The sequence below is a fragment of the Arthrobacter paludis genome (assembly GCF_056782315.1).
Window position 1 is genome coordinate 42,044 of sequence record NZ_JBXAEW010000022.1, and the last position, 21,931, is coordinate 63,974.

Annotated in this window: 17 protein-coding genes and 1 pseudogene; 6 read left to right on the forward strand and 12 right to left on the reverse strand. The window is 69.8% G+C overall.

Going from position 1 to position 21,931, the window contains the following annotated elements; all coding sequences use genetic code 11:
• Window positions 1–25: 25 nt before the first annotated feature.
• The 9 genes from AC1Q5D_RS16185 to AC1Q5D_RS16225 all read right to left on the reverse strand — a co-directional run bounded on the left by AC1Q5D_RS16185 (window position 26) and on the right by AC1Q5D_RS16225 (window position 7,847).
• Entirely contained in the window at window positions 26–796 is a 771-nt protein-coding gene (locus AC1Q5D_RS16185) for an ABC transporter permease (RefSeq protein ID WP_481739484.1), read from the reverse strand.
• Window positions 793–1,791 carry an ABC transporter ATP-binding protein gene (locus AC1Q5D_RS16190; protein WP_481739485.1) on the reverse strand — a complete coding sequence of 333 codons (999 nt, stop codon included), beginning with the start codon at window positions 1,789–1,791 and terminating at the stop codon, window positions 793–795. Before AC1Q5D_RS16190 ends, AC1Q5D_RS16185 begins: the two co-directional genes overlap by 4 nt.
• Window positions 1,784–2,431 (reverse strand): ABC transporter permease, encoded by a 648-nt coding sequence (locus tag AC1Q5D_RS16195; RefSeq protein WP_481739486.1) that lies wholly within the window; start codon window positions 2,429–2,431, stop codon window positions 1,784–1,786. Before AC1Q5D_RS16195 ends, AC1Q5D_RS16190 begins: the two co-directional genes overlap by 8 nt.
• Window positions 2,418–3,266 (reverse strand): IclR family transcriptional regulator, encoded by an 849-nt coding sequence (locus AC1Q5D_RS16200; protein WP_481739487.1) that lies wholly within the window; start codon window positions 3,264–3,266, stop codon window positions 2,418–2,420. Before AC1Q5D_RS16200 ends, AC1Q5D_RS16195 begins: the two co-directional genes overlap by 14 nt.
• A 203-nt stretch (window positions 3,267–3,469) precedes the next feature.
• Window positions 3,470–4,177 carry a DUF4240 domain-containing protein gene (locus AC1Q5D_RS16205; RefSeq protein WP_481739488.1) on the reverse strand — a complete coding sequence of 236 codons (708 nt, stop codon included), beginning with the start codon at window positions 4,175–4,177 and terminating at the stop codon, window positions 3,470–3,472.
• 126 nt (window positions 4,178–4,303) lie between these two features.
• Complete coding sequence (locus AC1Q5D_RS16210; RefSeq protein ID WP_481739489.1) at window positions 4,304–5,548, reverse strand: cation:proton antiporter domain-containing protein; 1,245 nt, start codon at window positions 5,546–5,548, stop codon at window positions 4,304–4,306.
• A gap of 149 nt (window positions 5,549–5,697) precedes the next feature.
• The gene (locus AC1Q5D_RS16215) at window positions 5,698–6,492 is read right to left on the reverse strand and encodes a TM2 domain-containing protein (RefSeq protein WP_481739490.1); all 795 of its coding nucleotides are present in this window, start codon (window positions 6,490–6,492) and stop codon (window positions 5,698–5,700) included.
• Between the two features lie 42 nt (window positions 6,493–6,534).
• Entirely contained in the window at window positions 6,535–7,188 is a 654-nt protein-coding gene (locus AC1Q5D_RS16220; RefSeq protein ID WP_481739491.1) for a hypothetical protein, read from the reverse strand.
• Between the two features lie 116 nt (window positions 7,189–7,304).
• Complete coding sequence (locus AC1Q5D_RS16225; protein WP_481739492.1) at window positions 7,305–7,847, reverse strand: hypothetical protein; 543 nt, start codon at window positions 7,845–7,847, stop codon at window positions 7,305–7,307.
• Window positions 7,848–8,085: 238 nt separating this feature from the next.
• Between AC1Q5D_RS16225 and AC1Q5D_RS16230 the strand changes: the two genes are divergently transcribed.
• From AC1Q5D_RS16230 to AC1Q5D_RS16250, 5 genes are all read left to right on the forward strand, one after another.
• The gene (locus AC1Q5D_RS16230) at window positions 8,086–10,173 is read left to right on the forward strand and encodes a hypothetical protein (RefSeq protein ID WP_481739493.1); all 2,088 of its coding nucleotides are present in this window, start codon (window positions 8,086–8,088) and stop codon (window positions 10,171–10,173) included.
• 44 nt (window positions 10,174–10,217) lie between these two features.
• On the forward strand, window positions 10,218–11,789 hold the full coding sequence (locus tag AC1Q5D_RS16235) for a class I SAM-dependent DNA methyltransferase (RefSeq protein WP_481739503.1): 1,572 nt from the start codon (window positions 10,218–10,220) through the stop codon (window positions 11,787–11,789).
• Window positions 11,786–12,952 carry a restriction endonuclease subunit S gene (locus AC1Q5D_RS16240; RefSeq protein WP_481739494.1) on the forward strand — a complete coding sequence of 389 codons (1,167 nt, stop codon included), beginning with the start codon at window positions 11,786–11,788 and terminating at the stop codon, window positions 12,950–12,952. Before AC1Q5D_RS16235 ends, AC1Q5D_RS16240 begins: the two co-directional genes overlap by 4 nt.
• Before the next feature lie 161 nt (window positions 12,953–13,113).
• Window positions 13,114–16,359, forward strand: coding sequence for a type I restriction endonuclease subunit R (locus AC1Q5D_RS16245; protein WP_481739495.1), 3,246 nt, complete (start codon window positions 13,114–13,116; stop codon window positions 16,357–16,359).
• Window positions 16,328–17,941 carry a deaminase gene (locus tag AC1Q5D_RS16250; protein WP_481739496.1) on the forward strand — a complete coding sequence of 538 codons (1,614 nt, stop codon included), beginning with the start codon at window positions 16,328–16,330 and terminating at the stop codon, window positions 17,939–17,941. The genes AC1Q5D_RS16245 and AC1Q5D_RS16250 overlap by 32 nt, the downstream gene beginning before the upstream one ends.
• A gap of 114 nt (window positions 17,942–18,055) precedes the next feature.
• Here AC1Q5D_RS16250 and AC1Q5D_RS16255 read toward each other — a convergent pair whose 3' ends face one another.
• Together AC1Q5D_RS16255 and AC1Q5D_RS16260 are read right to left on the reverse strand one after the other, a co-directional pair.
• Window positions 18,056–19,429 (reverse strand): MFS transporter, encoded by a 1,374-nt coding sequence (locus AC1Q5D_RS16255; protein WP_481739497.1) that lies wholly within the window; start codon window positions 19,427–19,429, stop codon window positions 18,056–18,058.
• 52 nt (window positions 19,430–19,481) lie between these two features.
• Window positions 19,482–20,135 carry a flavin reductase family protein gene (locus AC1Q5D_RS16260; RefSeq protein ID WP_481739498.1) on the reverse strand — a complete coding sequence of 218 codons (654 nt, stop codon included), beginning with the start codon at window positions 20,133–20,135 and terminating at the stop codon, window positions 19,482–19,484.
• A gap of 142 nt (window positions 20,136–20,277) precedes the next feature.
• Between AC1Q5D_RS16260 and AC1Q5D_RS16265 the strand changes: the two genes are divergently transcribed.
• Window positions 20,278–20,931 carry a GntR family transcriptional regulator gene (locus AC1Q5D_RS16265; protein WP_481739499.1) on the forward strand — a complete coding sequence of 218 codons (654 nt, stop codon included), beginning with the start codon at window positions 20,278–20,280 and terminating at the stop codon, window positions 20,929–20,931.
• Window positions 20,932–20,980: 49 nt separating this feature from the next.
• Here AC1Q5D_RS16265 and AC1Q5D_RS16270 read toward each other — a convergent pair.
• Window positions 20,981–21,895 (reverse strand): annotated as a pseudogene (locus tag AC1Q5D_RS16270) (IS5 family transposase).
• Window positions 21,896–21,931 lie beyond the last annotated feature (36 nt).

Here is a 21,931-nt window from a genome sequence, read left to right on the forward strand (position 1 = left end):
GGTGTGTGTCGGGAAGTGGAGGTGTCTAGATGCCCTTGGGCCGGAGCCGGCGCTCCGCCAGTCCGGCGGCCCAGTCGACGAGCAGGGCCAGGGCGATGGTCAAGAAGCAGCCGGCCAGGAGGATCGGCATCCGATTGAAGACGATCCCCCGTTCGATGAGGTCGCCCAATCCCCCTGCGTTGGTGTAGGTCGCCAGGGTGGCCACCCCGACGTTGAGGATCAACGAGACCCGGATGCCTGCGAGCATGACCGGCACGGCGAGGGGCAGCTCGACCGTGAAGAGGATCCTTCGGGGGCTCATCCCCATGCCGCGGGCGGCGTCGACGATCGACGGCGAGACCTGCTGCAGCCCCACGATCGTGTTGCGCAGGATCGGCAGCAGGGCGTAGACGACGAGCGCGACGACCGCCATGTTGAACCCCACGCCGTAGACGAGCGCGAGCAGCACCAGGATCCCGATGGAGGGAATGGCCTGGCCGGCGTTGGCCACCGCCAGGACCGGGGGCCGGAGGAGCCTTGCGGAGGGCCGGCTCAGCACGATGCCCGCGGGGACGCCGATCGCGATCACCACGACGGTGGACACGGCGACAAGCAGGACGTGTTCCTTGAGCCGATCGAGGATGACCCCCGGCTCGAGCGCCCGGGCCTCGATGGTGTCCAGCGGCGCGGTGCCGATGTAGGCGAACGTCCCCAGGACCAGCACCAGCGCGACGGCCGGCAGCACCCAGGTGGACCACTCCCGGCGGCCCTTCGGCGGGGCGCCGGCCTGGTTCAGGGTCGCGGTGGTGGTGCTCACTGCAGCGCCCCCTGCTTTGCCTCGGAGGCGGCCAGGAGCATGTCTTGGACGGTCATCGTGGTGCCGCCGGTCACGTGCACCCTGTCGGCCCCGTTCGCAAGCATCTTCTCGAGCACCGAGGACACGGTCTCTTCCGGCGAGACGGTCAGGTTCGGGGGGAAGGCGTCCGCGGTCCCGGCGCCCCGGAGGTCGCGCATACGCAACAGGCCCAGCCGGCGCAGGGCGGCCCCCTCGCCGATGAAGGTGCGCACGAAATCGTCGGCGGGATTCGTCAGGATCTCCAGGGGCGTGTCGAACTGCGCCAGCCGCGAGCCCTCCGCGAAGATCGCTATCCGGTCGCCCAGGCGCAGGGCCTCGTCGATGTCGTGGGTCACGAAGACGATCGTTTTCCGGATGCGCTCCTGGAGCCGGAGAAACTCGGCCTGAAGACGGTCGCGCGTGATCGGGTCGATGGCGCCGAACGGCTCGTCCATCAGCATCACTGGGGGGTCCGCGGCGAGGGCGCGGGCCACGCCGACGCGCTGCTGCTGGCCACCGGAGAGCTGCTTCGGGTAGCGGGACCGGTAGACGGCGGGGTCCAGTCCGACGAGGTCGAGGAGCTCGTCGACCCGCTCGGCGGTTTTGCGCTTGTCCCAGCCGAGCATCTTCGGCACGAGGGCGACGTTCTGGCCGATGGTCATGTGCGGGATGAGGCCGACCTGCTGGATCACGTAGCCGATGTGCCGGCGCAACTCGTCCGGGTTGGAGTGGGTGACGTTCTTCCCGTCGATCCAGATCTCGCCGCCGGACGGCTCAACGAGGCGGTTGATCATCCGCAGGGTCGTGGTCTTCCCACAGCCGGAGGGCCCGACGAGGCAGACGAACTCCCCGCGTCGGATCTCCATGTCCAGGGGCGCCACGGCGGGCGCGGCCGCGCCGTCGTACTGCTTGCTCACGCCGATCAGGCGGATCATGGCGTCGCCGGAGTCGCTCGGGGTGGTGTGGTTGTCAGACATGGAGACCTCGCGGGGTTGTGATCCGGCCGAAGATGATGAACAGGACGTCGAGCAGGGCGGCGACGATGACGATGGCCACCACGCCGGAAAGGGCTTCGTTGAGGGCATTCGCCCCGCCCATGCGGGACAGCCCGCGGAAGATGAGTTCGCCCAAGCCGGGACCGCGGACCGCGGCTCCGATGGCGGCGATGGCGACGACCATGATGGTCGAGACGCGGATGCCGTTGAGGATGACGGGCCAGGCGAGCGGCAGGCGGACCGCCCACATGCGCTTCCACGTCCCCATCCCCATCCCGCGTGCGGCGTCGACGACGCCCGCGTCCACCGTCTCGAGGCCGGTCACCGCGTTCCTGAGGATGGGGAAGACGGCGTACAGGGTCAGTGCAAGCACGGTGGGCGCGACACCGAGTCCGAACAGGGGGATCATCAGGCCGAAGAGCGCAAATGACGGAATGGTCAGGATGGTTCCGGTGACGGACAGGAGGCCGCGGCGGACCTTGGGGAGGCGGTCGGTGCAGAGCGCGAGGACGAGGCTGACGACGGTCGCCATCGCGACGGCGAGCAGCACGACCTGGACGTGTTGGGCGAAAAGGAAAACGATTCGGGCGTAGTTGTCGCCGACATAGTCAATGAAGCTCATGGGATCCTTCTGACATCGGCGTCGCGGCGTTGGCGGGCATCGTGTTGTTCCTTGGTTGGGCTGGGGCTGCGGCGGGAGGGGAAGACAGCGACTGGCTCACGTAACGGGCGGCCTGGCTGATTTGCCGGCCCGCGCTCTGGAGGTTGTTGCCGAGCCGGTAGGTGGGCGCGGAGAGGTTCAGTGCGGCGACGATCCTCCCGTGGATGTCGCGCACGGGCGCGGCCACTCCGGCCAGCCCGTCCTCGAACTCGTCGACGACGACGGCGTAGCCGAGCAGCCGCGCCTGGGCGACGCGTTCGGCCACTTCGTCGACGCTCCGTGGCGCCTTGGAGCCGGGGCCACGCCGAAAGTCCTCCGCCACGAGGGCACGGATTTCCTCCGGCGTGTGGTCGAACAGGAGGGCCCGGCCGGAGGAGGTAAAGGCGATCGGCACCGCCCGTCCGACCCACCCGACCGCCTCGACGGCCCGGCGCGGGCCTTCGGACACGATGGTGAGGACCTCGTCGTTGCGCCGGATGCTGAGGTGGATCCGCTCGCCGAGCTTGCGTGCCAGCTCGCGCATCACCGGTGGGGTCAGCAGGAGGAGGCGCTGGTCGCCGGCCTGGGCGGCGATGGCGAACAACCGCCAACCGAGCCGGTGGAGTCCATCCCCGTCGCGCTCCACCATGCCGAGGTCGACCAGTGGCCGCAGCTGCCTGGACACGCTGGACTTGTCTCGCCCCAAAGCTCGGGCCAACGCCGTCACCGTCAGGCCCGAGGAACCGCCGGGGTCGGCTGCCAGCGCCTCCAAGATGGCCAGCATCTTGGAGGCCGCTGTGTCCTGGGTCTCATCCATGTCTGCAACTATCCGGGCGTGATGCGGTTGTTGCAATGGGCCGTTGCATTTTCTGCAACTAGGTCCCTGACGCGAGAAGTCCCCCTGCGCGGGAGCACCGCTACGGCCCCTCGTCAGGCCTCCGGGGCGCGGACCACTGGCGAACGCCTACCTTTCCGGCCGCGACCCGGAGGCCCCCGCCGCCCGGCGTTGCCCGGGGCGACCTACCAGAGCGGCAGCGGCTCGAGGCGCGGATAGCGCGCCCGCAGGCCCTCCCAGTCGTCCTCGTCCCACTTTTCCCCGGTGGGTTCGTCGCCGCCGTGGAGTCTGGGCAGGTTCGGGAAGTCGACGTCCAGCTCCCGGCCGGTGGCGGCCACATACGCGTCGTACGCGATGTAGGACAGGAGCTCGGCGTCCCCGAGCTCCTCGCCGAGGGCCGTGCCCCTCTCGGCCAGGGCCTCCGGGTCGGCGCGCACGGCGTTGAAGTACTCCTCGCCCTGGCCCACGACCCAGGCGCGGAAGTAGTCGAAGCAGTCGTCGGAGCACCCCCCGAGGAGGACGTAGGCGGCGCCCCACAGGTCCCACGAGTACAGCTCCTGCCGGTGGACCACGAAGGCCGCGTCGAACGCCGCGATCTCCGCGGGCGGCATGGCCGCCAGGATCCGCTCGAGCGCGGCGGCCTGCCCTTCCATGCCGGCGTCCCCGGCCCGCGAGGCCTCGATCACGGCCCAGAAGCGCGCCTCGTCCATGACCCCGGCGGACGGGGCCGCGGGTTCCGCTTCCAGCCCCGAGGCGGACGGGGACGTTCCCGCGCTCCCGGCGCCGGGCACGCTCTCGTCGGCCATCTGGACCAGCTCCGGCTCGACGCCGCAGGCGCTGAGGGCCAGACTCAGCGCAACCGGAAACGCGGCCATGGTCCCCCAGCGGTGCATGTGTCCCCCAACCTGTCTGGAGGGAGATTAGCACCGGCACAGCGTGCGCCGGGCGCGACCAGACGAAGCTCCTGCACGGCGAACGCCCGCCTTTCCCTGGCGCCACCCGGTCCCGCGGCGGCCTCTTCAGGCGGGGAGGTCGTGCTCCTCCTTCTGCTCCGGCTCGCGGGCGCGCAGCCACGAGGCCAGGGGCACCGTGCTCACGCCGTGGACGACGACGGAGACCGTGATGGCGAGCGTGGTGTACACGAAGATCTCGTGGTTGCCCGTGTGGCGTTCGGCCAGGGTGGCGTAGAAGAGGGCGGACACGCCGATGGGGCCGAACCAGCTCAGGAAGAAGGTCTCCGGCACGTCGTGCACCCGCCTGAGGAGGGGCCGCAGCAGCCAGACCGCCACGAGCCGGCGCCCGAGCACCGCCACCGCCAGCGCCCCGGCGGCGCCCCAGCCGAGCCCGGCCCAGGCCCCCCACGGGAGCGCCATCCCCAGCAGCACGAAGACCGGAAGCAGGACCAGGCGGCTGATGGCGTCCTGGACGCGGTCCTCCTGTTCCTCGTCGCGCTGCGGGATGGTCTGGCCGAAGACGGCGCCGGCGACGAAGACGGACAGCACCGCGTCGAGCCCCAGCAGTTTCCCCGCCCCGAGCACCAGGAGGCCGAGCGGGACGAGGAACCCGAGGTAGGAGCTCTCCTCCATCAGGCCCCTGTCCCTGGCCGCCACGAAGAGCCGGCCCAGCAGCCAGCCCGCCAGCGCGCCGAACGCGGCCCCGGCCAGGACCTCCCACAGCAGGACCCGCGTGAGCAGCTCCTGCCACGCCTCCCCCGGCTTCACCATCAGCAGGATCGGGGCGAAGACGAACAGGTACGCCGCGCCGTCGTTGATCCCGCTCTCCGCAGACAGGTTGTGCCGTACCCGCTCGGTGATCTTCTCCTCCGCAAGCGACCCCGTGACGATGGGGGTGGTCACGACGGGGTCCGTGGGGGCCAGGATCGCCCCGAGGAGCAGTGCCACCAGGAAGGGAACGCCGAGCAGCGCCCAGAGCACCCCCGTGCCGACCGCGAACATGAGGGCCATCCCCAGCCCGATGATGGCCGCGATCCAGCGCAGGTTCTCGCGCCAGTACCCGTGTGGCAGCCGGAGCGCCACGCCCATCAGCCCCATGGCCAAGGTGATCCGGGCGGCCTCCTCCAGGAGGGTCCCGGGCGCCGGGCCGAAGTCCTCGACCCGCAGCAGCCCCACGCCGTACGGCCCGATCGCCACCCCCGCCGCCAGCGCGAGCACGGGCCCGGGCAGGCCCAGGCGCTGGAGCAGCCGCGAGAACGCCGACAGGACGAGTAGGGTTCCGGCGAAGAGCGCCAGGGCCAGATCGATCATGGTGCACCACCTCCGTCTGAGCCGCATGCGTCCGACGTCGACACCGTAGGCATCCGGGGCGGCCGGCAACTAGGCCTGCCGGAAGCCGAACGTCCCGCGAGAAGGCGGGCCGCCCCACCGGGACGGCCCGCCTCCTGCGGCGCTCGCGACTACCGCTTCTCCTCCACGGTCACGGTCCAGCCGTCCATGTTGGCGGCGGTGACGTTGAGGTAGTAGCTGCCGGCGTTCTTGTGCAGCGCCGTGGTGGCCTCCTCCGGCTCGGTGATCATCACCAGCGGGATGCCGCCGTCGGCCTGCAGGTCCGTGCCCTCGTCCAGGAGGTAGACGGCACCGATGGACATGTCCGGGTCGCCCTCGAACGAGTACGTCAGGCGGGCCTCGGCCTCCGTGAGCTCGAAGACGCCGCCGGCCTTGTCGGCGCGGCCCTCCAGCGTTGCGACCTCGGTCCACGCGGCCTCCGGCTCCGCGGCGGGGGCCGCCTCCGAAGCGGCGGGCGCGGCCGCCTCCGCGGGCGCCACGGCTTCCTCCGCGGCCGGCTCGACCGCCGGCGGGGCCTCGGCGACGGTGGCGCCGCCGTCGTCCACCGCCGTCCCGGTCGGGGCGGACCCCGCCCCGGACGCGCCGTTCACGGCGCCCAGCACCACGAGGACGCCGGTGACAATCCACGCGAGCACCCGGTGCTTGGCGTACCCGGCCAGGGGCAGGCCGCGCTGGTCGCGCATGCCGCCGGCCAGGATGATCACCAGGTCGACGAGCGCCCACACGCCCAGGCCACCGAGCGTGAACAGCTTCAGCAGGCCGGTGCCGACCTTGCCGAGGTAGAAGCGGTCGACGCCGAGGACGCCGAGGAACAGGGACAGCAGCCAGGCCGCGACGAACGACTTGTGGGCGGGCTGCGGGTACCCCGGCGCTGCGGCCGGGTAGGGCTGGGTCTGGAAGCTCATGGTGTTCTCCTTGGATGCGGGATGGGGTGCGTGTGGGCGCGGCTACTGCTTGGACCAGGTGCCGCAGCGCTTGGAATTGAAGTCCTGCCCCTTGGACAGGGAGACCTGCGGCCGTCCGCCGCCGGGAATGTCGTTCTCGACGATGTCGTCACCGTTGGTGCCCGTGACGAGGACGGCCCAATAGCAGTCGGAATCGACCGGGCCGGTCGTGCGGTAGGTGCCGGGGGCGATGTCGACGCCGACGGTCCAGACCCCGTCCGAGACCGTGTTCGCCTCCTTTTCCTCCTCCGCCTTGCCCACGGCCTTCTCCCGCTCGGCGACGGCGGCCTCGGCCTCCTCGAGCTCGCCGGCCCGCTTCTCGGCGGCGGCCTCGCGTTCGGCGAGTTCCGCCTCGCGGTCCTCGAGCCCGGCGACCACCCCGTTGTAGTCGTCGACGGCGCCGTCATACTGCTCCTGGAGCCGGTCGCGCTCGGCGCCGAGCCGCTCGTGCTCGCCGGCCAGCTCCACGTACTGCTCGCTGGCGGTCGGGTCGACGCCGGCCGCGCCGGCGGCGGCGCCGCCCCAGAACGCGAGGCCGAGGGCGACGACGGCGGCGCCCGCGAGGCCTGCCCGCTTCGCGGCGCCGGACTTCCCCGGGACCCCGCCCGGAGTGTGGTTCGCCGGCCCGCTGGCCGGCGGCTGGATGGTGGTGTCCATTGGTGTTCCCCCTTGATGGTGTTGCGCCCGAACCCGTCCCCACGGCTCCCGGCCCACCCGGTCCCCACCGGGTGTGGTGCCGAGGCTACAGATGGCCCCCGACGGTTTGGATCCGGCTACGGCGTTTCCTCGGCGATCACGTCGAGGCCGTCGTCCGGGTGGTAGCCCCACGAGGCCGTGAACCGGCCCCACTCGGCGAACTGGCGCCCATCGAGCGCGCTCGTGGACTCCATGTGCGCGGACACGCTCTGCGGGCTGCCAAGCCCGTCCAGGACGCACAGGACCTCGGCGTACTCGACGCCGATGATCCCGTCGTACTCGTGTCCGGTGGACAGTTCGACGGCGGCGCCCCCGTCCAGGAGCTCCACGCCGAGGTCCCCGTCCACGAGCCCACAGCCCTCGACGGCGCCGGCGATGGTCGGCCCCTCGGCGACGGGCACCACGGTGACGCCGTCCCCTGCCGGGCCGGCGGCGGCGGGCTCCCCCTGCCCCGCCGCCACCAGCCCGGTCCCCAGCCCGAGGCTCAGCCCGAACGCCAGGCCCACGACGCCGTACATGCGGGCGGTCCCCCGGCCGCCCCCTGCGCCGGCGCCTGGGCGGCGCCGGCTCCCCCGAGTCGGTGCGGCCGGCGGCGCGGCGTTCTCCTGCGTGGTGTCCATCGTGTCCTCCTGGCGGTGCGGGCCTGCCGGCCGGTGCGGTGGCGGGCGGGGAGCCGTTCCCCCAACGGTGTGCGCTCCCCGCCCGGCAACCACCGAAGCGGCTGCAGGAACGAAGCTACGGCCGTACCGGAACGTCTAGGACGATTTCCGTTGATAAGACCCCTTATCGAGGAAGACGATCGTGGCGGAGCCTGACCCGATACGATCGACCCATCGCGCCACACGGGAGGGGGAAACGATGGCCGAGCTCTTGCTGTCCCTGTCGGACGTCGCCCGTCTGGCCGACGTCCGGCGGCCCGTCGTCAGCGTGTGGCGCACCCGCGCCCGCGGCACGGGCCTCCCGTTCCCGGATCCGGTCCGCCGCCGGGAGGGCCGGGAGCTCTTCGACGCCGACGCCGTCGCCGCGTGGCTCGAGGCCACCGGGCGGGGCAACAACCCGGAGGCCCCGCGGGACGCCGCCGCGTTCCTCGCCGCCGGCACGCACGACACCGCCGAGCTCACCGCGGCCCTGGCCCTGCGCACGCTCGCCGGGGAGCCCCTGGCCGGGCTCGACGCCGAGGACCTGCTGGACCTCGCGGACGAGACCGACCCCGACGACGCGTTCCTCTACCGCGAGCTGGAGGCCGCCGGCCGTCGGCTCCCGGGCCTGGCCGCCGCGGCGGACCGCATGGCCGACGCCGCCTACACCCCGGCCGCCGCGTTCGAGCGGCTGCTCGCGGACCGCGTCCGCATCGGCCTGCCGACCCACGCGCGCACCGCGCTGTCGGCGGGGCTGCTCGAGCTCGCCGCCGACGCCTGCCTGGCCATGGCCGCCACCACGGGAGCCGCCGCGTTCGCCGAGGCCACCCCTGGCGGCAGCGACCTGGCCGCGGCCCTCGCCGACGCGCTCGGGGAGGCGGGCGAGGCGGTGCTCGCCGTGGGCGCCGGCCCGGTCGCCCCGTCCGCGGGCGCGGGCGCGGACGAGGGCGGCGTCCCCGGCAGACTGGCCGACCGCGCGGAGGAGGACGGCACGGAGGACGACAGCTCCGTTCGGCTCGCCGCCCGCCGGCTCGCGGTGCTGGGCGCCGCCCGGGAGAACCTCGACGTCCGGGACCCGGACGCGCTGCCGGCGGGGCCGCGCGTCGTCGCCGCCCACCACCCCGGCCCTGCGGACCCGTCCGCGGACGCGGCCGCCGTCCTGTCCGCCGTGGACGAGCTGGCCCTCTCGCTCGGCCCCGACGACGCCGGGCTGGTCATCGCGCCGGCGTCCGTGCTGGTCGACGCCCTGTTCGGGCCCGCGGAGACGCAGCGTTCACAGACCCTGCGCATGGGCCGGATCCGCGCGGCCGTCCGGCTGCCCGCCGGCCTGGCCCCGGCGCGGGTGCACCAGCCGCTCGCGCTGTGGGTGCTCGGTTCGGACCAGCGGGACCTGCCGATCGCGGAGCGGTGGACGATGGTCGCCGACCTCTCCGCCGACCGGCTGGACGCGGCGGCACGGCAGGACCTGGTCTCGGACCTGGCCGCCTCCCTCGGGACGGTGCGGGACGTGAGGGCGCACGCGTTCCGGTTCGCCCGGCTGGTGCCGACCAGCGCGCTCCTCGCCTCCCGCGGCGCCTTGACCGCCGACGCCCGCGGCCCGCGCCACCCGGGCGGTCCCGCCGGCGACGTCATGCGCCCGGCCGACGTCCTCGTGCGGGCGGAGCGCCTGCTGCGTGAGTTGGCGGAGCCGCTGGACGCCTCACCAGACCTCGCGGTCGGCCCGGCCACCGGCACCGCCGCCCGGTGGACGACGCTCGGCGAGCTGCTGGACGAGGGAGCCCTCGAATACCTGCCCGGGACCCGCCTGGAGGACGCGGAGCTGTCGGACGGGCCGGAGGGCCTGGCCGTCGCCGGGCCGGACGACCTCGCGAGCGCCGCCGTCGTGCCCTCCGCCCGCGTCCCGCACCTGGCCCTGGCCGCCAACCACCCCCGCGCGCGGCTGACGGAGGCCGGCGACGTCATCGTGCGCACCGGTCCGACGCCCGCGGCGGCGGTGGACCGGGAGGGCTCCGCCGTCGTCCGCTTCCCGGCGCGCGCCCTGCGCGCCCGCACGGAGACGGGACTGGTGCCCGCGGTCCTCGCGGAGGACCTCGCCGCCGCCCCGGGCGGGCCGTGGCGCCGCTGGCCGGTCCGCCGCTTCGACCCCGCCGCCGCGGCACGGCTCGGGGACGCGCTCGCGCGCCTCGACGCCACCCGCGACCTGCTCGACGCCCGGCTCGCCCGCCTGGACGGGCTGGCCGCCCTGATCACCGCCGGCACCGCCGCCGGCGCCCTGGACACCACCACCGCAATGGAAGGAAGGCCCTAGTGCCCCCGAGGAAGAAGGCCGCCGAACCGGCGCTGCCGAGCACCATGAAGGAGCTCAAGGACACGCTCTGGAAGGCCGCGGACAAGCTGCGCGGGTCCATGGACGCGTCCCAGTACAAGGACGTGATCCTGGGGCTCGTGTTCCTGAAGTACGTCTCCGACGCGTTCGAGGAGCGCCGGGCCGCCCTGCTGGCCGAGCTGGAGGCCGACGGGCTGGACGCGGAGCAGGCCGCCCAGCTGGTCGACGACGTCGACGAGTACACCGGCCACGGCGTGTTCTGGGTGCCGGAGGAGGCCCGCTGGTCCTACCTGGCCGAGCACGCGAAGGGCCTGGCCGCCGCGGACGGGCGGGCGCCGAAGAGCGTCGGCGAGCTCGTGGACTCGGCCATGGGGCTGGTGATGGAGGCGAACCCGACGCTGGCCGGGACGCTGCCGCGGATCTTCAACCGGGACAGCGTGGACCAGCGGCGCCTGGGCGAGCTCGTGGACCTGTTCAACACGACGCGCTTCCGCGGGGAGGGCGCCACCCGGGCCCGGGACCTGCTGGGCGAGGTGTACGAGTACTTCCTGGAGAAGTTCGCCCGCGCGGAGGGCAAGCGGGGCGGCGAGTTCTACACGCCGGCCGGCGTGGTGCGGGTGCTGGTGGAGGTGCTGGAGCCGACGCACGGGCGGGTGTACGACCCGTGCTGCGGCTCGGGCGGCATGTTCGTGCAGACGGAGAAGTTCCTGGACGCCCACCACGAGGACCGCACCGCGATCTCCGTGTACGGGCAGGAGCTGAACGAGCGCACGTGGCGGATGGCGAAGATGAACCTGGCCATCCACGGGCTCAACGCGAACCTGGCCTCCCGCTGGGGCGACACGTTCGCCCGCGACCAGCACCCGGAGCTGGAGGCGGACTTCGTGATGGCGAACCCGCCGTTCAACATCAAGGACTGGGCGCGCAACGAGTCGGACCCGCGCTGGCGCTACGGGGTGCCGCCGGCGAACAACGCGAACTACGCGTGGATCCAGCACATCGTCTCGAAGCTGGCCGACGGCGGCTCCGCCGGCATCGTCATGGCCAACGGGTCGATGTCCTCCAACTCGGGCGGGGAGGGCAAGATCCGCGCCCAGCTGGTGGAGGCGGACCTTGTCTCCTGCATGGTGGCCCTGCCGACGCAGCTGTTCCGCTCCACCGGGATCCCGGTGTGCGTGTGGTTCCTGGCCAAGGACAAGTCGGCCGGGGCCGGCGGGTCCGTGGACCGGACGGGGCAGGTGCTGTTCATCGACGCCCGGAACCTGGGGCACATGGTGGACCGGGCCGAGCGCGCGCTGTCCGACGAGGACATCGCGCGGATCGCGGGGACGTTCCACGCGTGGCGCGGGACCGAGTCCGCCGCCGGCGAGGCCTACGAGGACGTGCCCGGGTTCTGCTACTCGGCGCCACTGGAGGAGATCAAGGCCGCGGACTACGCGCTGACGCCAGGCCGGTACGTCGGTGCAGCCGAGGTGGAGGACGACGGCGAACCGATCGAGGAGAAGATCGCCCGGCTCAAGCAGGAGCTGTTCGAGCAGTTCGAGGAATCGGAGCGGCTGGCGGCCGTGGTCCGGGAGCAGCTGGGGAGGGTGTCGTGACAGGAACGCACAGGACCTTTGGCGACCTCGTCGATGCCGGCGCTCTCACGTTCGGCGACGGTTACCGGACCAAGCGCAGCGAACTCGGCGGACCCGGATTCCGAATTATCCGTGTCGCCGATGTTCGCGATGGCGCAGTGCACCTAGACGGCCCTGACTTCGTATCGGAGGACTACGCCGCTTCCATCGGACCCAAGATTGGGATGCCCGGCGACATCCTGCTCACGACCAAGGGGACTGTCGGGCGCGTGGCGGTCCTGCCGGCGACAGATGAGCAGGTCGTCTACAGTCCGCAGTTGTGCTTCTTCCGGGTCGTTGACGAAACAGTAATCGAACCTCGCTTTCTACAGTATTGGTTCAGCAGTCGCGAGTTCTGGGTCCAGGCCAACTACCGGATGAACAACACCGACATGGCCGCCTACATCAACCTGGCCGACATTCGGTCGCTCTCGATCTCGCTTCCCACCCCCGAGGACCAGAGAGCAGTCGTCGAAGTGCTCAGCGCTCTCGATGACAAGATCACGGCCAATCGCAATTTGGTGAATCTCATCAAATCTCACTTGCAGGCTGAGCTTTTCGCCGCCCTTCAGGCTGGATCGATGGGGCAGTCACTGGAAAGCGTGTCTGAGTTCCACAACCGCCGGAGAGTCCCCCTATCTGCAAGCGAGCGGAACGCTCGCCCAGGGACCGTGCCCTACTACGGTGCCAGCGGTGTATTCGGGCACGTCGATGTTGCGCTCTTTGACGAACCCCTGGTGCTAATCGGCGAGGACGGGTCTGTCGTAACCGACGACGGCACCCCGGTCACTCAGTACATCTGGGGGCCATCGTGGGTAAACAACCATGCACATGTGGTTTCAGGAACTGCTCTATCGACGGAATTGCTCTATCTGGTCCTTCGAACGACCCCTGTGGCTGAGCTAGTCACAGGCGCCGTACAGCCCAAGATCAACATGCGCAATCTCAAGGGTCTGACCTTGCAGCTTCCCCTGGAACCAGCACGCACGAAGCTTGAGTCCATTGTGTCTTCGGAAATGGCCGTGATGCGAAGTGTCACAGCTGAGCGCCTATTGCTCGAGGGCGCTCGCGACGCCCTCCTCCCCCAGCTCATGTCCGGCAAGCTCAGGGTGAAGGAGGCCGAGAAGCTGCTGGAAAACGTGTAGCCAACTCAATGCTCCAATCGTGCAAGAGCGTTTTGCAAAATCAGCGCATAGGCGGGGCAGCACAGGCCGGTTGATACGGGAACGTTGCAAACAACTCCTGCAACATTCATGCAGCAGGAACTAGGGTCGATCTAGCGTGCGCTGATAAGGGGGAACTTCAGGTGACGCTCACGAACACCTTCACCGAGGCCGACTGGGAGCAGCTTGTACTCGAGCAGCTCGGCGAACACGGCTGGGAGCCCAAACACGGGGACGAGATCGCGCCGGGCATCGGCGAGCGCGTCGGCTGGGACGAGCTGCTGATTCGCCCGCGCCTGCTCGAGGCCATGCGGCGGATCAACCCCGGCGTCCCCGTCCAGTACCTCAAGCAAGCGCTGGCGGAGATCGCCACCCCGCGGTCCCAGGACGCCATCGCCGAGAACCACCGCATCCACCAGATCCTCGTCGAGGGATACCGTTTCACCTACCTCGACCCCGACGGAACGGAGCGCACCCCCACGCTCCGCGTCGTGAGCGACCAGGAGCAGCTCAACGACTGGCTCGCCGTCAACCAGGTCACCCTGGTGCAGGGCGAGCACCGACGGCGCCTCGACGTCGTCCTCTACCTCAACGGCATGCCCGTGTCCGTCATGGAGCTCAAGCGGGCCGGCGCCGGGGCCGCCGACGTCGCCGCCGCGCACGCCCAGCTGCGCACCTACCTGCGCGAGTTCCCGCTCGCGTTCCGCTTCTGCGTCTTCACGTTCGCCTCCGACGGGCTCGAGGCCAAGTACGGGACCCCGTTCACGCCCCTGAACCACTTCTCACCGTGGAACGTGGACGACGACGGCGTCCCCGTCGAGCCCGGGACCCAGCGCGACGGCGAGGCCGTGCTGCCGATCGAGACCGCCGTCGACGGACTCTACAACCAGGCCCGGTTCCTCCAGCTCACCCGCTGGTACACGGCGTTCGACGAGGGCGCGGAGGGCCTGAGCAAGCGGATCGCCAAACCGCACCAGTACTTCGCCGTCACCAAGGCCGTCGGCAGCACCATCCAGGCGGTGCGGACCAACGGCAAGGCCGGCGTCGTCTGGCACACCCAGGGCTCTGGCAAGTCCATGGAGATGGAGCTCTACGCCAACCGGGTCATGCGGCACGACGAGCTGCGCAACCCCACCGTCGTCGTCATCACCGACCGCAACGAGCTGGACGGCCAGCTGTTCGCCGGGTTCGCCCGGTCCCGCCTGCTGCCGGACACCCCGAAGCAGATCCGCCGCCGTTCCGAGCTGCGCGAGGAGCTCAGCGGGCGGGTCACCGGCGGCATCTACTTCACCACCCTGCAGAAGTTCGGGCGGACGCAGGCGGAGAAGGACGCCGGCGCCGAGCACCCGCTGCTGTCCGACCGGCGGAACATCATCGTCGTCGTCGACGAAGCGCACCGCAGCCACTACGACGACCTCGACGGGTACGCCCGGCACCTGCGCGACGCGCTGCCCAACGCCACGCTCATCGCGTTCACGGGCACCCCGGTGTCCTTCGCGGACCGGAACACGCGCGAGGTGTTCGGCGACTACATCGACGTCTACGACCTCACCCGGGCGGTCGAGGACGGGGCCACCGTGCCCGTGTACTTCGAGCCGCGGCTGATCAAGGTGCGCATGGCCGAGGGCGTCACCGAGGAGGACCTGGACGCGGCCGCGGACGAGGCCACCGAGGGGCTCGACGACACGGAGCGGGCGCGGATCGAGCGGTCCGTCGCCGTCGTCAACGCCGTCTACGGCGCGCCGGAGCGGCTCGAGGAGCTGGCCGCCGACCTGGTGGCGCACTGGGAGACCCGGCGGCAGGCCGTGGCGCCGTTCATCGCCGCGACCGACGGGACGGAGACGTTCGGCAAGGCGATGATCGTCGGCGGGACGCGGGAGATCTGCGCGAACCTGTACGCGCAGATCGTGGCGCTGCGGCCGGACTGGCACTCGGACGAGCTGGACAAGGGCAAGATCAAGGTCGTCTACTCCGGCACGGCCTCGGACCAGCCGCCCGTGTCCGACCACGTGCGCCGCGACTCGGAGAACAACGCCATCAAGGCCCGGCTGAAGGACCCGTCCGACGAGCTGGAGCTGGTGATCGTCAAGGACATGATGCTCACCGGGTTTGACGCCCCGCCGCTGCACACGCTCTACCTGGACCGGCCGCTCAAGGGCGCGCTGCTCATGCAGACCCTGGCCCGGGTGAACCGCACGTTCCGGGGCAAGGAGGACGGGCTGCTGGTGGCGTACGCGCCGCTGGCGGAGAACCTCGCGAACGCGCTGAAGGAGTACACGCAGCGGGACTCGGAGCGGCGGCCGCTGGGGCAGAACCTGGACGAGGCCGTGGCGCTGGCCCTCGAGCTGCTCAACGAGGTGCGCGAGCTGCTGGCCGGCTACGACTGGCGCGCAGTGATGAACCGGGGCGGGAAGAAGGCGTTCCTCAACGCCGTCTTCGGAGCTGCGAACTACCTGCGCGCCCCGGAGAACCAGCGGGTGGGCGACGACGGCGGCGCCCGCGCGCAGCTGTTCCGGCAGGCGGCGGGTCGTCTGGCCCGGGCGTGGGCCCTGTGCTCCGGGTCCGGCCGGCTGGAGGAGGTGCGCCCGGAGATCCAGGTGTACGAGGAGATCCGGGTCTGGATGGGCAAGTTCGACGCGATGGACCGGCAGGCCCGCGGCGAGCCCGTGCCCGACGAGGTCCAGCGCGTGCTCACGCAGCTGATCGACTCGGCCACGGACGCTACCGGCGAGGTGCTGGACATCTACGCGGCCGCCGGGATGCCGCGGCCGGCCCTGAACGACCTGACGCCGGAGTTCCTGGCGAAGACGCGGTCGGCCCCGAACCCGCAGCTGGTGATCGAGGCCCTGCGGAAACTGGTGTCCGAGGAGTCCGTGCGGACGACGCGCCACAACACGATCCGGCAGCGGGCGTTCTCGGAGCGGATCACGGAGCTGATGACGAAGTACACGAACCAGCAGCTCTCCGCCGCGGAGGTCATCGCCGAGCTCGTGGAGTTGGCGCAGGAGGTCGCGCACGAGGCCGACCGCGGCAAGCGGTTCGACCCGCCGCTAGACGAAGACGAGCTCGCGTTCTACGACGCCGTCTCGCAGAACCAGTCGGCGGTGGAGCAGCAGGGCGAGGGGATCCTCGCGGAGATCGCCCGGCAACTGGTCCAGGTGATGCGCAGGGACACCCGCACCGACTGGACGGTGCGCGAGGACGTCCGGGCGAAGCTGCGTTCGTCCGTGAAGCGGCTGCTCATCAAGAACGGCTACCCGCCGGATAAGCAGCCGGAGGCCATCAGGCTCGTGATCGAGCAGATGGAATCGATGTCAGTTCCGCTAAGCCAGTCCGATTCCAAGATACGGGGGAACGATGCTAAGCAACGCAAGACTGAACACTCTTGAAGAAATCGTCATTGGAATGGTCGCTCCCATCGGTACCGATCTGGAGAGGCTGATCCTTTGCCTTGGCAAAGAGCTGCACGCCTATGGGTTCGTGACGGAAGAGATTCGTCTCAGCAACCTGCTTTCAAGTGAACGAACTGAATTCACGAAGGGCGACACGCGCTCGGAAATGCTCGTCGCCCATGGTGATGCGTTGCGCGCTATATCGGAAGATGGGGCCGCGCTTGCTGCGGCCGCCGTAGCGGCCATTCGACACAAGCGTTCGTCAGGCCAGCCCAAGCGCGCGTGGGTCCTGCGAACCCTCAAACATCCACATGAAGTCGCGTTTCTTCGTGAGATCTATGGTTCACGGTTCGTCCTGGTCGGCGTCAATGAGAAGGAATCCAAACGGCGGGAAACCTTGGAAGCGACACTGCGCAGAGAGAATCCAACGCTTGTTGACTTTTCAGGCCCTGCCTCTCGGCTGATCCGCCTAGATCAAAGCTCGGGCACCAAATATGGCCAGAATGTTCGGTCAACTAACGCCATGGCGGATTTTCATATCACCATGGGCGCCCGCCTCATCGCCGACGCGAAGCGCATGGTCGCCCTCCTCTTCGGGAAACCATTCGAGACGCCAACTCGAGATGAGAACGCGATGTTCCACGCCTACGCGGCGTCGCTTCGCTCAGCTGATCCAGGCCGCCAAGTGGGAGCCGTCATCACCTCTCCGGACGGAGACATTCTCGCGACAGGCACGAACGAGGTCCCGAAGCATGGCGGGGGCCAGTACTGGGTCGACGACGTACCGGACCATCGCGACTTCCAGCTGGGACGCGACTTCAACAAGTGGTCGATAAGCCTCGTTCTGCGAGAAATTCTGGATGCCCTGCACTCGGATGGACATTTGTCGGAGCAATTAGCCGGAAAGTCACCTGACGAGAGATTCATGACGATAGCTGAGGCTGACGCTTTTGCTGATACCCGCGTCTCGTCCCTCATAGAGTTTGGGCGGATCACGCATGCGGAGATGGCAGCGATTCTGGATTGCGCTCTTCATGGAAAACCTACCCGGGGTACGACGATATTTGTCACGGCATTCCCCTGCCACATGTGCATGCGACTGATCATCGGCGCTGGCGTCGAGCGCATCGTCTACATCGACCCCTACCCAAAATCGCTCGCCATCGACATGTACGGTGATGCACTTAGCCTCGAAGCTGACCGGCAAGCTGGCCGACTGTCTGTCGACGCATTCGCTGGCACTTCGTGGCGCATTTATCCGCGAGTCTTCACCGCAATTAATCGGGATCGTGAGCAGCACGACGGTCAATTCAAGTGGCTCAACCGTTCGGATCAAACATTTCGGAGCGATCATCGCGACGCCCCTGAATTTGTAGCTTTTCGCGAACTATCAGAGGTCGGCAGGTTCCTAGAAGTGTTTCGGACGAAAGGCGCGCTGGCGTTACTCGCGGCGAACGCAAATGGAGAACTTGCAACGCATGCCAAACGTTCGGCTCGTCTTGGCAAAAGGCTACGTAACCTCTTGCGAATGAGCGCCTTCGGTGGGGCTCCGTCCCCACTGGGCGGCGATAAGAGATGAGTAGCTGAACGACCTAACTCGAGATTGCGCCCTGATGGCCGGATAGACGCAAGCTCGTCCTGATCGATCCGACGCTGTCCCGGGCCGGCCTCAACCCGGCCCGGGACAGACGCGTTACTGCCGCGCGGCGACCGGCGCACCGTCGCGCCGGGCGAGGTCGGCGTCCTTGGTCTCCGGCATCAGGAATCCGGTCACCAGGGTGATCCCCGCAACGGCCATGAGGTACATGAGGAACAGGTCGTGCTGGCCCGACTGCGCCAGGAACGTGTTGACGTAGGGTGCGGTCCCTCCGAACACCGCCGTCGCCAGGGACAGCGGCCCGGCCACGCCGGCGGCCCGCACGTTCGTCGGGAAGACCTCGGCCCACACGGCGCCGTTGACGCCGAACAGGCAGGCGAGCAGCGACAGGGCAATGAGCATCGCCGCAAGCAGCCGCCCGAAGCTGCCGTCGATCAGCCCGTCGAGCGGGAAGGTCGCCAGGATGAAGCCGATGCCGAAGAGCACCACGAACGGCTTGCGGCCGAAGCGGTCGGCGAGCCAGCCGACCAGCGGGATGGCGAGCAGGAAGAAGCACTGCGCGATCAGGCTGGCGGCCAGGGCGCTCGAGGAGTCCTGTCCCCGGTTCAGCTGCGCGAAGGTCGGCGTGAAGATCAGCCAGGTGTAGAAGATGATCGAGCCGCCCGCGGACAGGCCGAAGACCACGGCGATGCCCCGCCAGTTCCGCAGCAGGGCGCGCAGCATGGGCTCGCGGGGCGAGTCCGGAGCCTCGGCGCCCGCATCGCGGTCCGGGTCCGCCGCGCCGGCCTCGGCGAAGACCTCGGTCTCCGTCAGCTTGCGGCGCAGGTAGAGCGCGTAGAGCCCCAGGAGGCCCCCGATGCCGAAGGCCGCCCGCCAGCCCCACGACGCGATGTCCGCCTCGTCGAGGACCCGGTTGATGACCAGCCCGGTGAGCGTGGCGAGGATCGTGCCGAGGATGACGCTGATCCACGACGAGCTGCCGAAGAGGGCCCGCCGGTTCCGCGGGGCCCGCTCGACGAGGTAGGTCACGGACGTGCCCATCTCGCCGCCGTGGGCGAGGCCCTGGACCAGGCGGGCGGCGAGGAGGATCAGGGACGCCGAGACGCCGACGGCGTCGTAGGTCGGCGCGACGGCGATGACCAGGCTGCCGGCGGCCGTGATCAGCATGGCCAGCGTCAGGCTCTTCTTGCGTCCGACGCGGTCGGCGTAGGCCCCGAAGAGGAAGCCGCCGAGCGGGCGGGTGATGAACCCGACCGCGAAGACGGCGAGGGTCGCCAGCAGGGCGGAGACCGGGTCCCCGGCCTGGAAGAACTGGGTGGAGAAGTACGACGCGAAGATCGTGTAGATCGTCCAGTCGTACCACTCGAGGGTGTTGCCGAAGTTGACCGCGACCAGGTCCCGGAGGCGCCGGCGCTTTTCCTGGGGGGATAGGACCGGGAGGGTCCGGTCCGGCGTGGCTGGGGTGTTCATCGGTGGTGCCTCTCTGTCGGAGGAGCGATGGGGTGCCGTGGCGGGCCGGCGATCAGGCCCGGCCCTCGAGCCCGATCTGGGCGAGTTCGTCGGATTCGGGGACGCGCATCTCGAACGTGTCCGTGACGACGGTGTAGTCGAAGTAGCCCATGCGGGCGATGGGGCGGATGGCGGGGATGTCGAGCTTGCCCTCGGGGGTGATCACGGCGTCGTCGATGTGGATCCGCTCGACCCTGGCGAAGACGATGTCGATGGTCCCGACGTTCGAGTGGCCCTGGAGGCGGTGCGTGCTCAGGTAGCGGCACTCGAACTTGACCGGGCTCTCGGCGACCATCGGGATGGGGTGGTTCTCGGCGTACTCGCGGGTCACGCCCAGGCGGTCGAACTCGTTCTCCTCGAACGGCAGCGCCATGGCGCTGGTGTTGACGGCCTCCCGCAGGTCGTAGGTCGCCATGTTCCAGACGAACCAGCCGGTCTGCTCGGCGTTGAGGACCGTGTCCTTGCGCCGCCCGTCCGGGTACTGGTTGGCCGAGAACATCACCATCGGAGGATCGAACGTCAGGTTCTGCCATTGGCTGTAGGGGGCGATGTTTTCGACGCCGTCGGGGCTCACGCTGGAGAGCCAGCCGATCGGCCGGGGGACGGTGCAGCTCTTGAACGGGGAGAACGGCAACGGGCTGGACTCGAGGTGCGGCGAGTACTTCACAGGGACTCCTGGAATGTGGATTGGATCACGTCGGTGCCGACATTCAACCGATATATCGGTCGGATGTCAACGGTATGCGCTCCGTCCGCGCTCGCGTACGATCAAGGGAGGCGAAGACCGGGCAGCAGTGGGGAGACTCGAAATGAGCAAGTCCGACGAGGTTCACGCGGCCCTCGTGCGCATGATCGAACGCGGAGAGCTGGCTGCCGGCACGCTGATCTCCGAGACGGGGCTCATGGGACTGACCGGCTTCGGCCGGACCCCCGTGCGCGAGGCCGTCCAGCGCCTGGCCCGGGACCACATGGTCAGGATCCACCCGAGCAAGGGCATCGAGATCCCCGCGATCTCAGTGGAGGACCAGCTCCTGCGCCTCGAGGTCCGCCGCTCCATGGAGGTCCTCGCGGTCGCCCTGGCGTGCGACCGCGCGACGGAACACGAGGTGGGCCTCATGCGCGACCTCGCGGCGACCCTCGACGGGCACCACGACCTCGACGCGTACTCGGAAACGGTGCGGCAAACGCACGCCCTGATCACAGATAGCGCGCGCAACCCCTACCTCGCCGAGGCGATGGCGCCCCTGCAGGGGCTCTCCCGCCGGTTCTGGCTCACGCACGTCTCCGACGCCCGGCAGGAGGTGGCGGCGGGCAGCGCCCTCCACCGGGACATCCTGCAGGCGATCTGCGCCAGGGACGCCGGGGCCGCCCGAAGCGCCTCGCTGGCACTCAACGACTACCTCGTGGATTTCGCGGTCGCCGTCGTCAACAGCCGCATCCCGGCCCGGACACCAACCGCCTAGCCCTTCGCGAGAGACGGCTGGCCGCGTCCCGCTGCGCCCGGCAGGCCCCCTAGGGTGTGTTGCTAAAGCTGGTTCCTAGCCAGTTGAGCGCGGAGGCGAGTTGGATTGCGGCGTGGAAGTTGCGGGCCGTTTTATCGGCTCGCATGGCCAGGCCGCGCCAGCGTTTGAGTTGGTTGAAGCAGCGCTCGACGACGTTGCGGCCCTTGTAGAGCTCCGCGTCGAAGGCCGGTGGCCGGCCGCCGCGGGATCCTTTCCTGCGGCGGTTGGCGGCCTGGTCGGCTTTCTCCGGGATCGTCGCGGCGATCCCGTGGGCGGCGAGCCAGGCGCGGTTCGCCTTGGACGGGTACCCCTTGTCGGCCAGGACCCGGTCGGGCCGCTGGCGTGGCCGGCCCGGCCCGGGCCGGGGGACCCTGATCTCGTCCATCACGGTGGTGAGCATCGTGGTGTCGTTGACATTGCCGGCCGTCAGGACCGCCGAGAGCATGCGGCCCTTGCCGTCGGCCACGAGGTGGATCTTCGAGGTCAGACCGCCCGGGAGCGCCCGATCGCGTGGTCAGGCGGCTCCGGGCCGGTTTTCTTGTAATTCGATCCGGCCCCCTGTGCCCCGGGCAAGGTTCGCGCCGTGCTGGTGCACGCGCACGATGGACGAGTCGATCGAGGCCACCCAATCCAGGTCCCCGAGCTCCTCGGCCCGGGTCTGGACCCGCTCGAGCACCCGCGCCCAAGTGCCGTCCTTGGCCCAGCGGTCGAAGTTCTTGAAGACCGTGTTCCAGTTCCCGAACCGCTCCGGCAGGTCCCGCCATGGGGCCCCGGTGCGGAACTTCCACACCACGGCCTCTACCACGGTGCGCCGGTCGGCCACGGGTCGCCCGGTTCCCTTGTAGGGAGGGAACACCGGACCGATCACTTCCCACACGCCATCAGAGATCAAATCGCGATTAGCCACTAAGCCATCGAACCCGATCAAAGCGCCGCAACGCTTTAGCAACACACCCTAGTG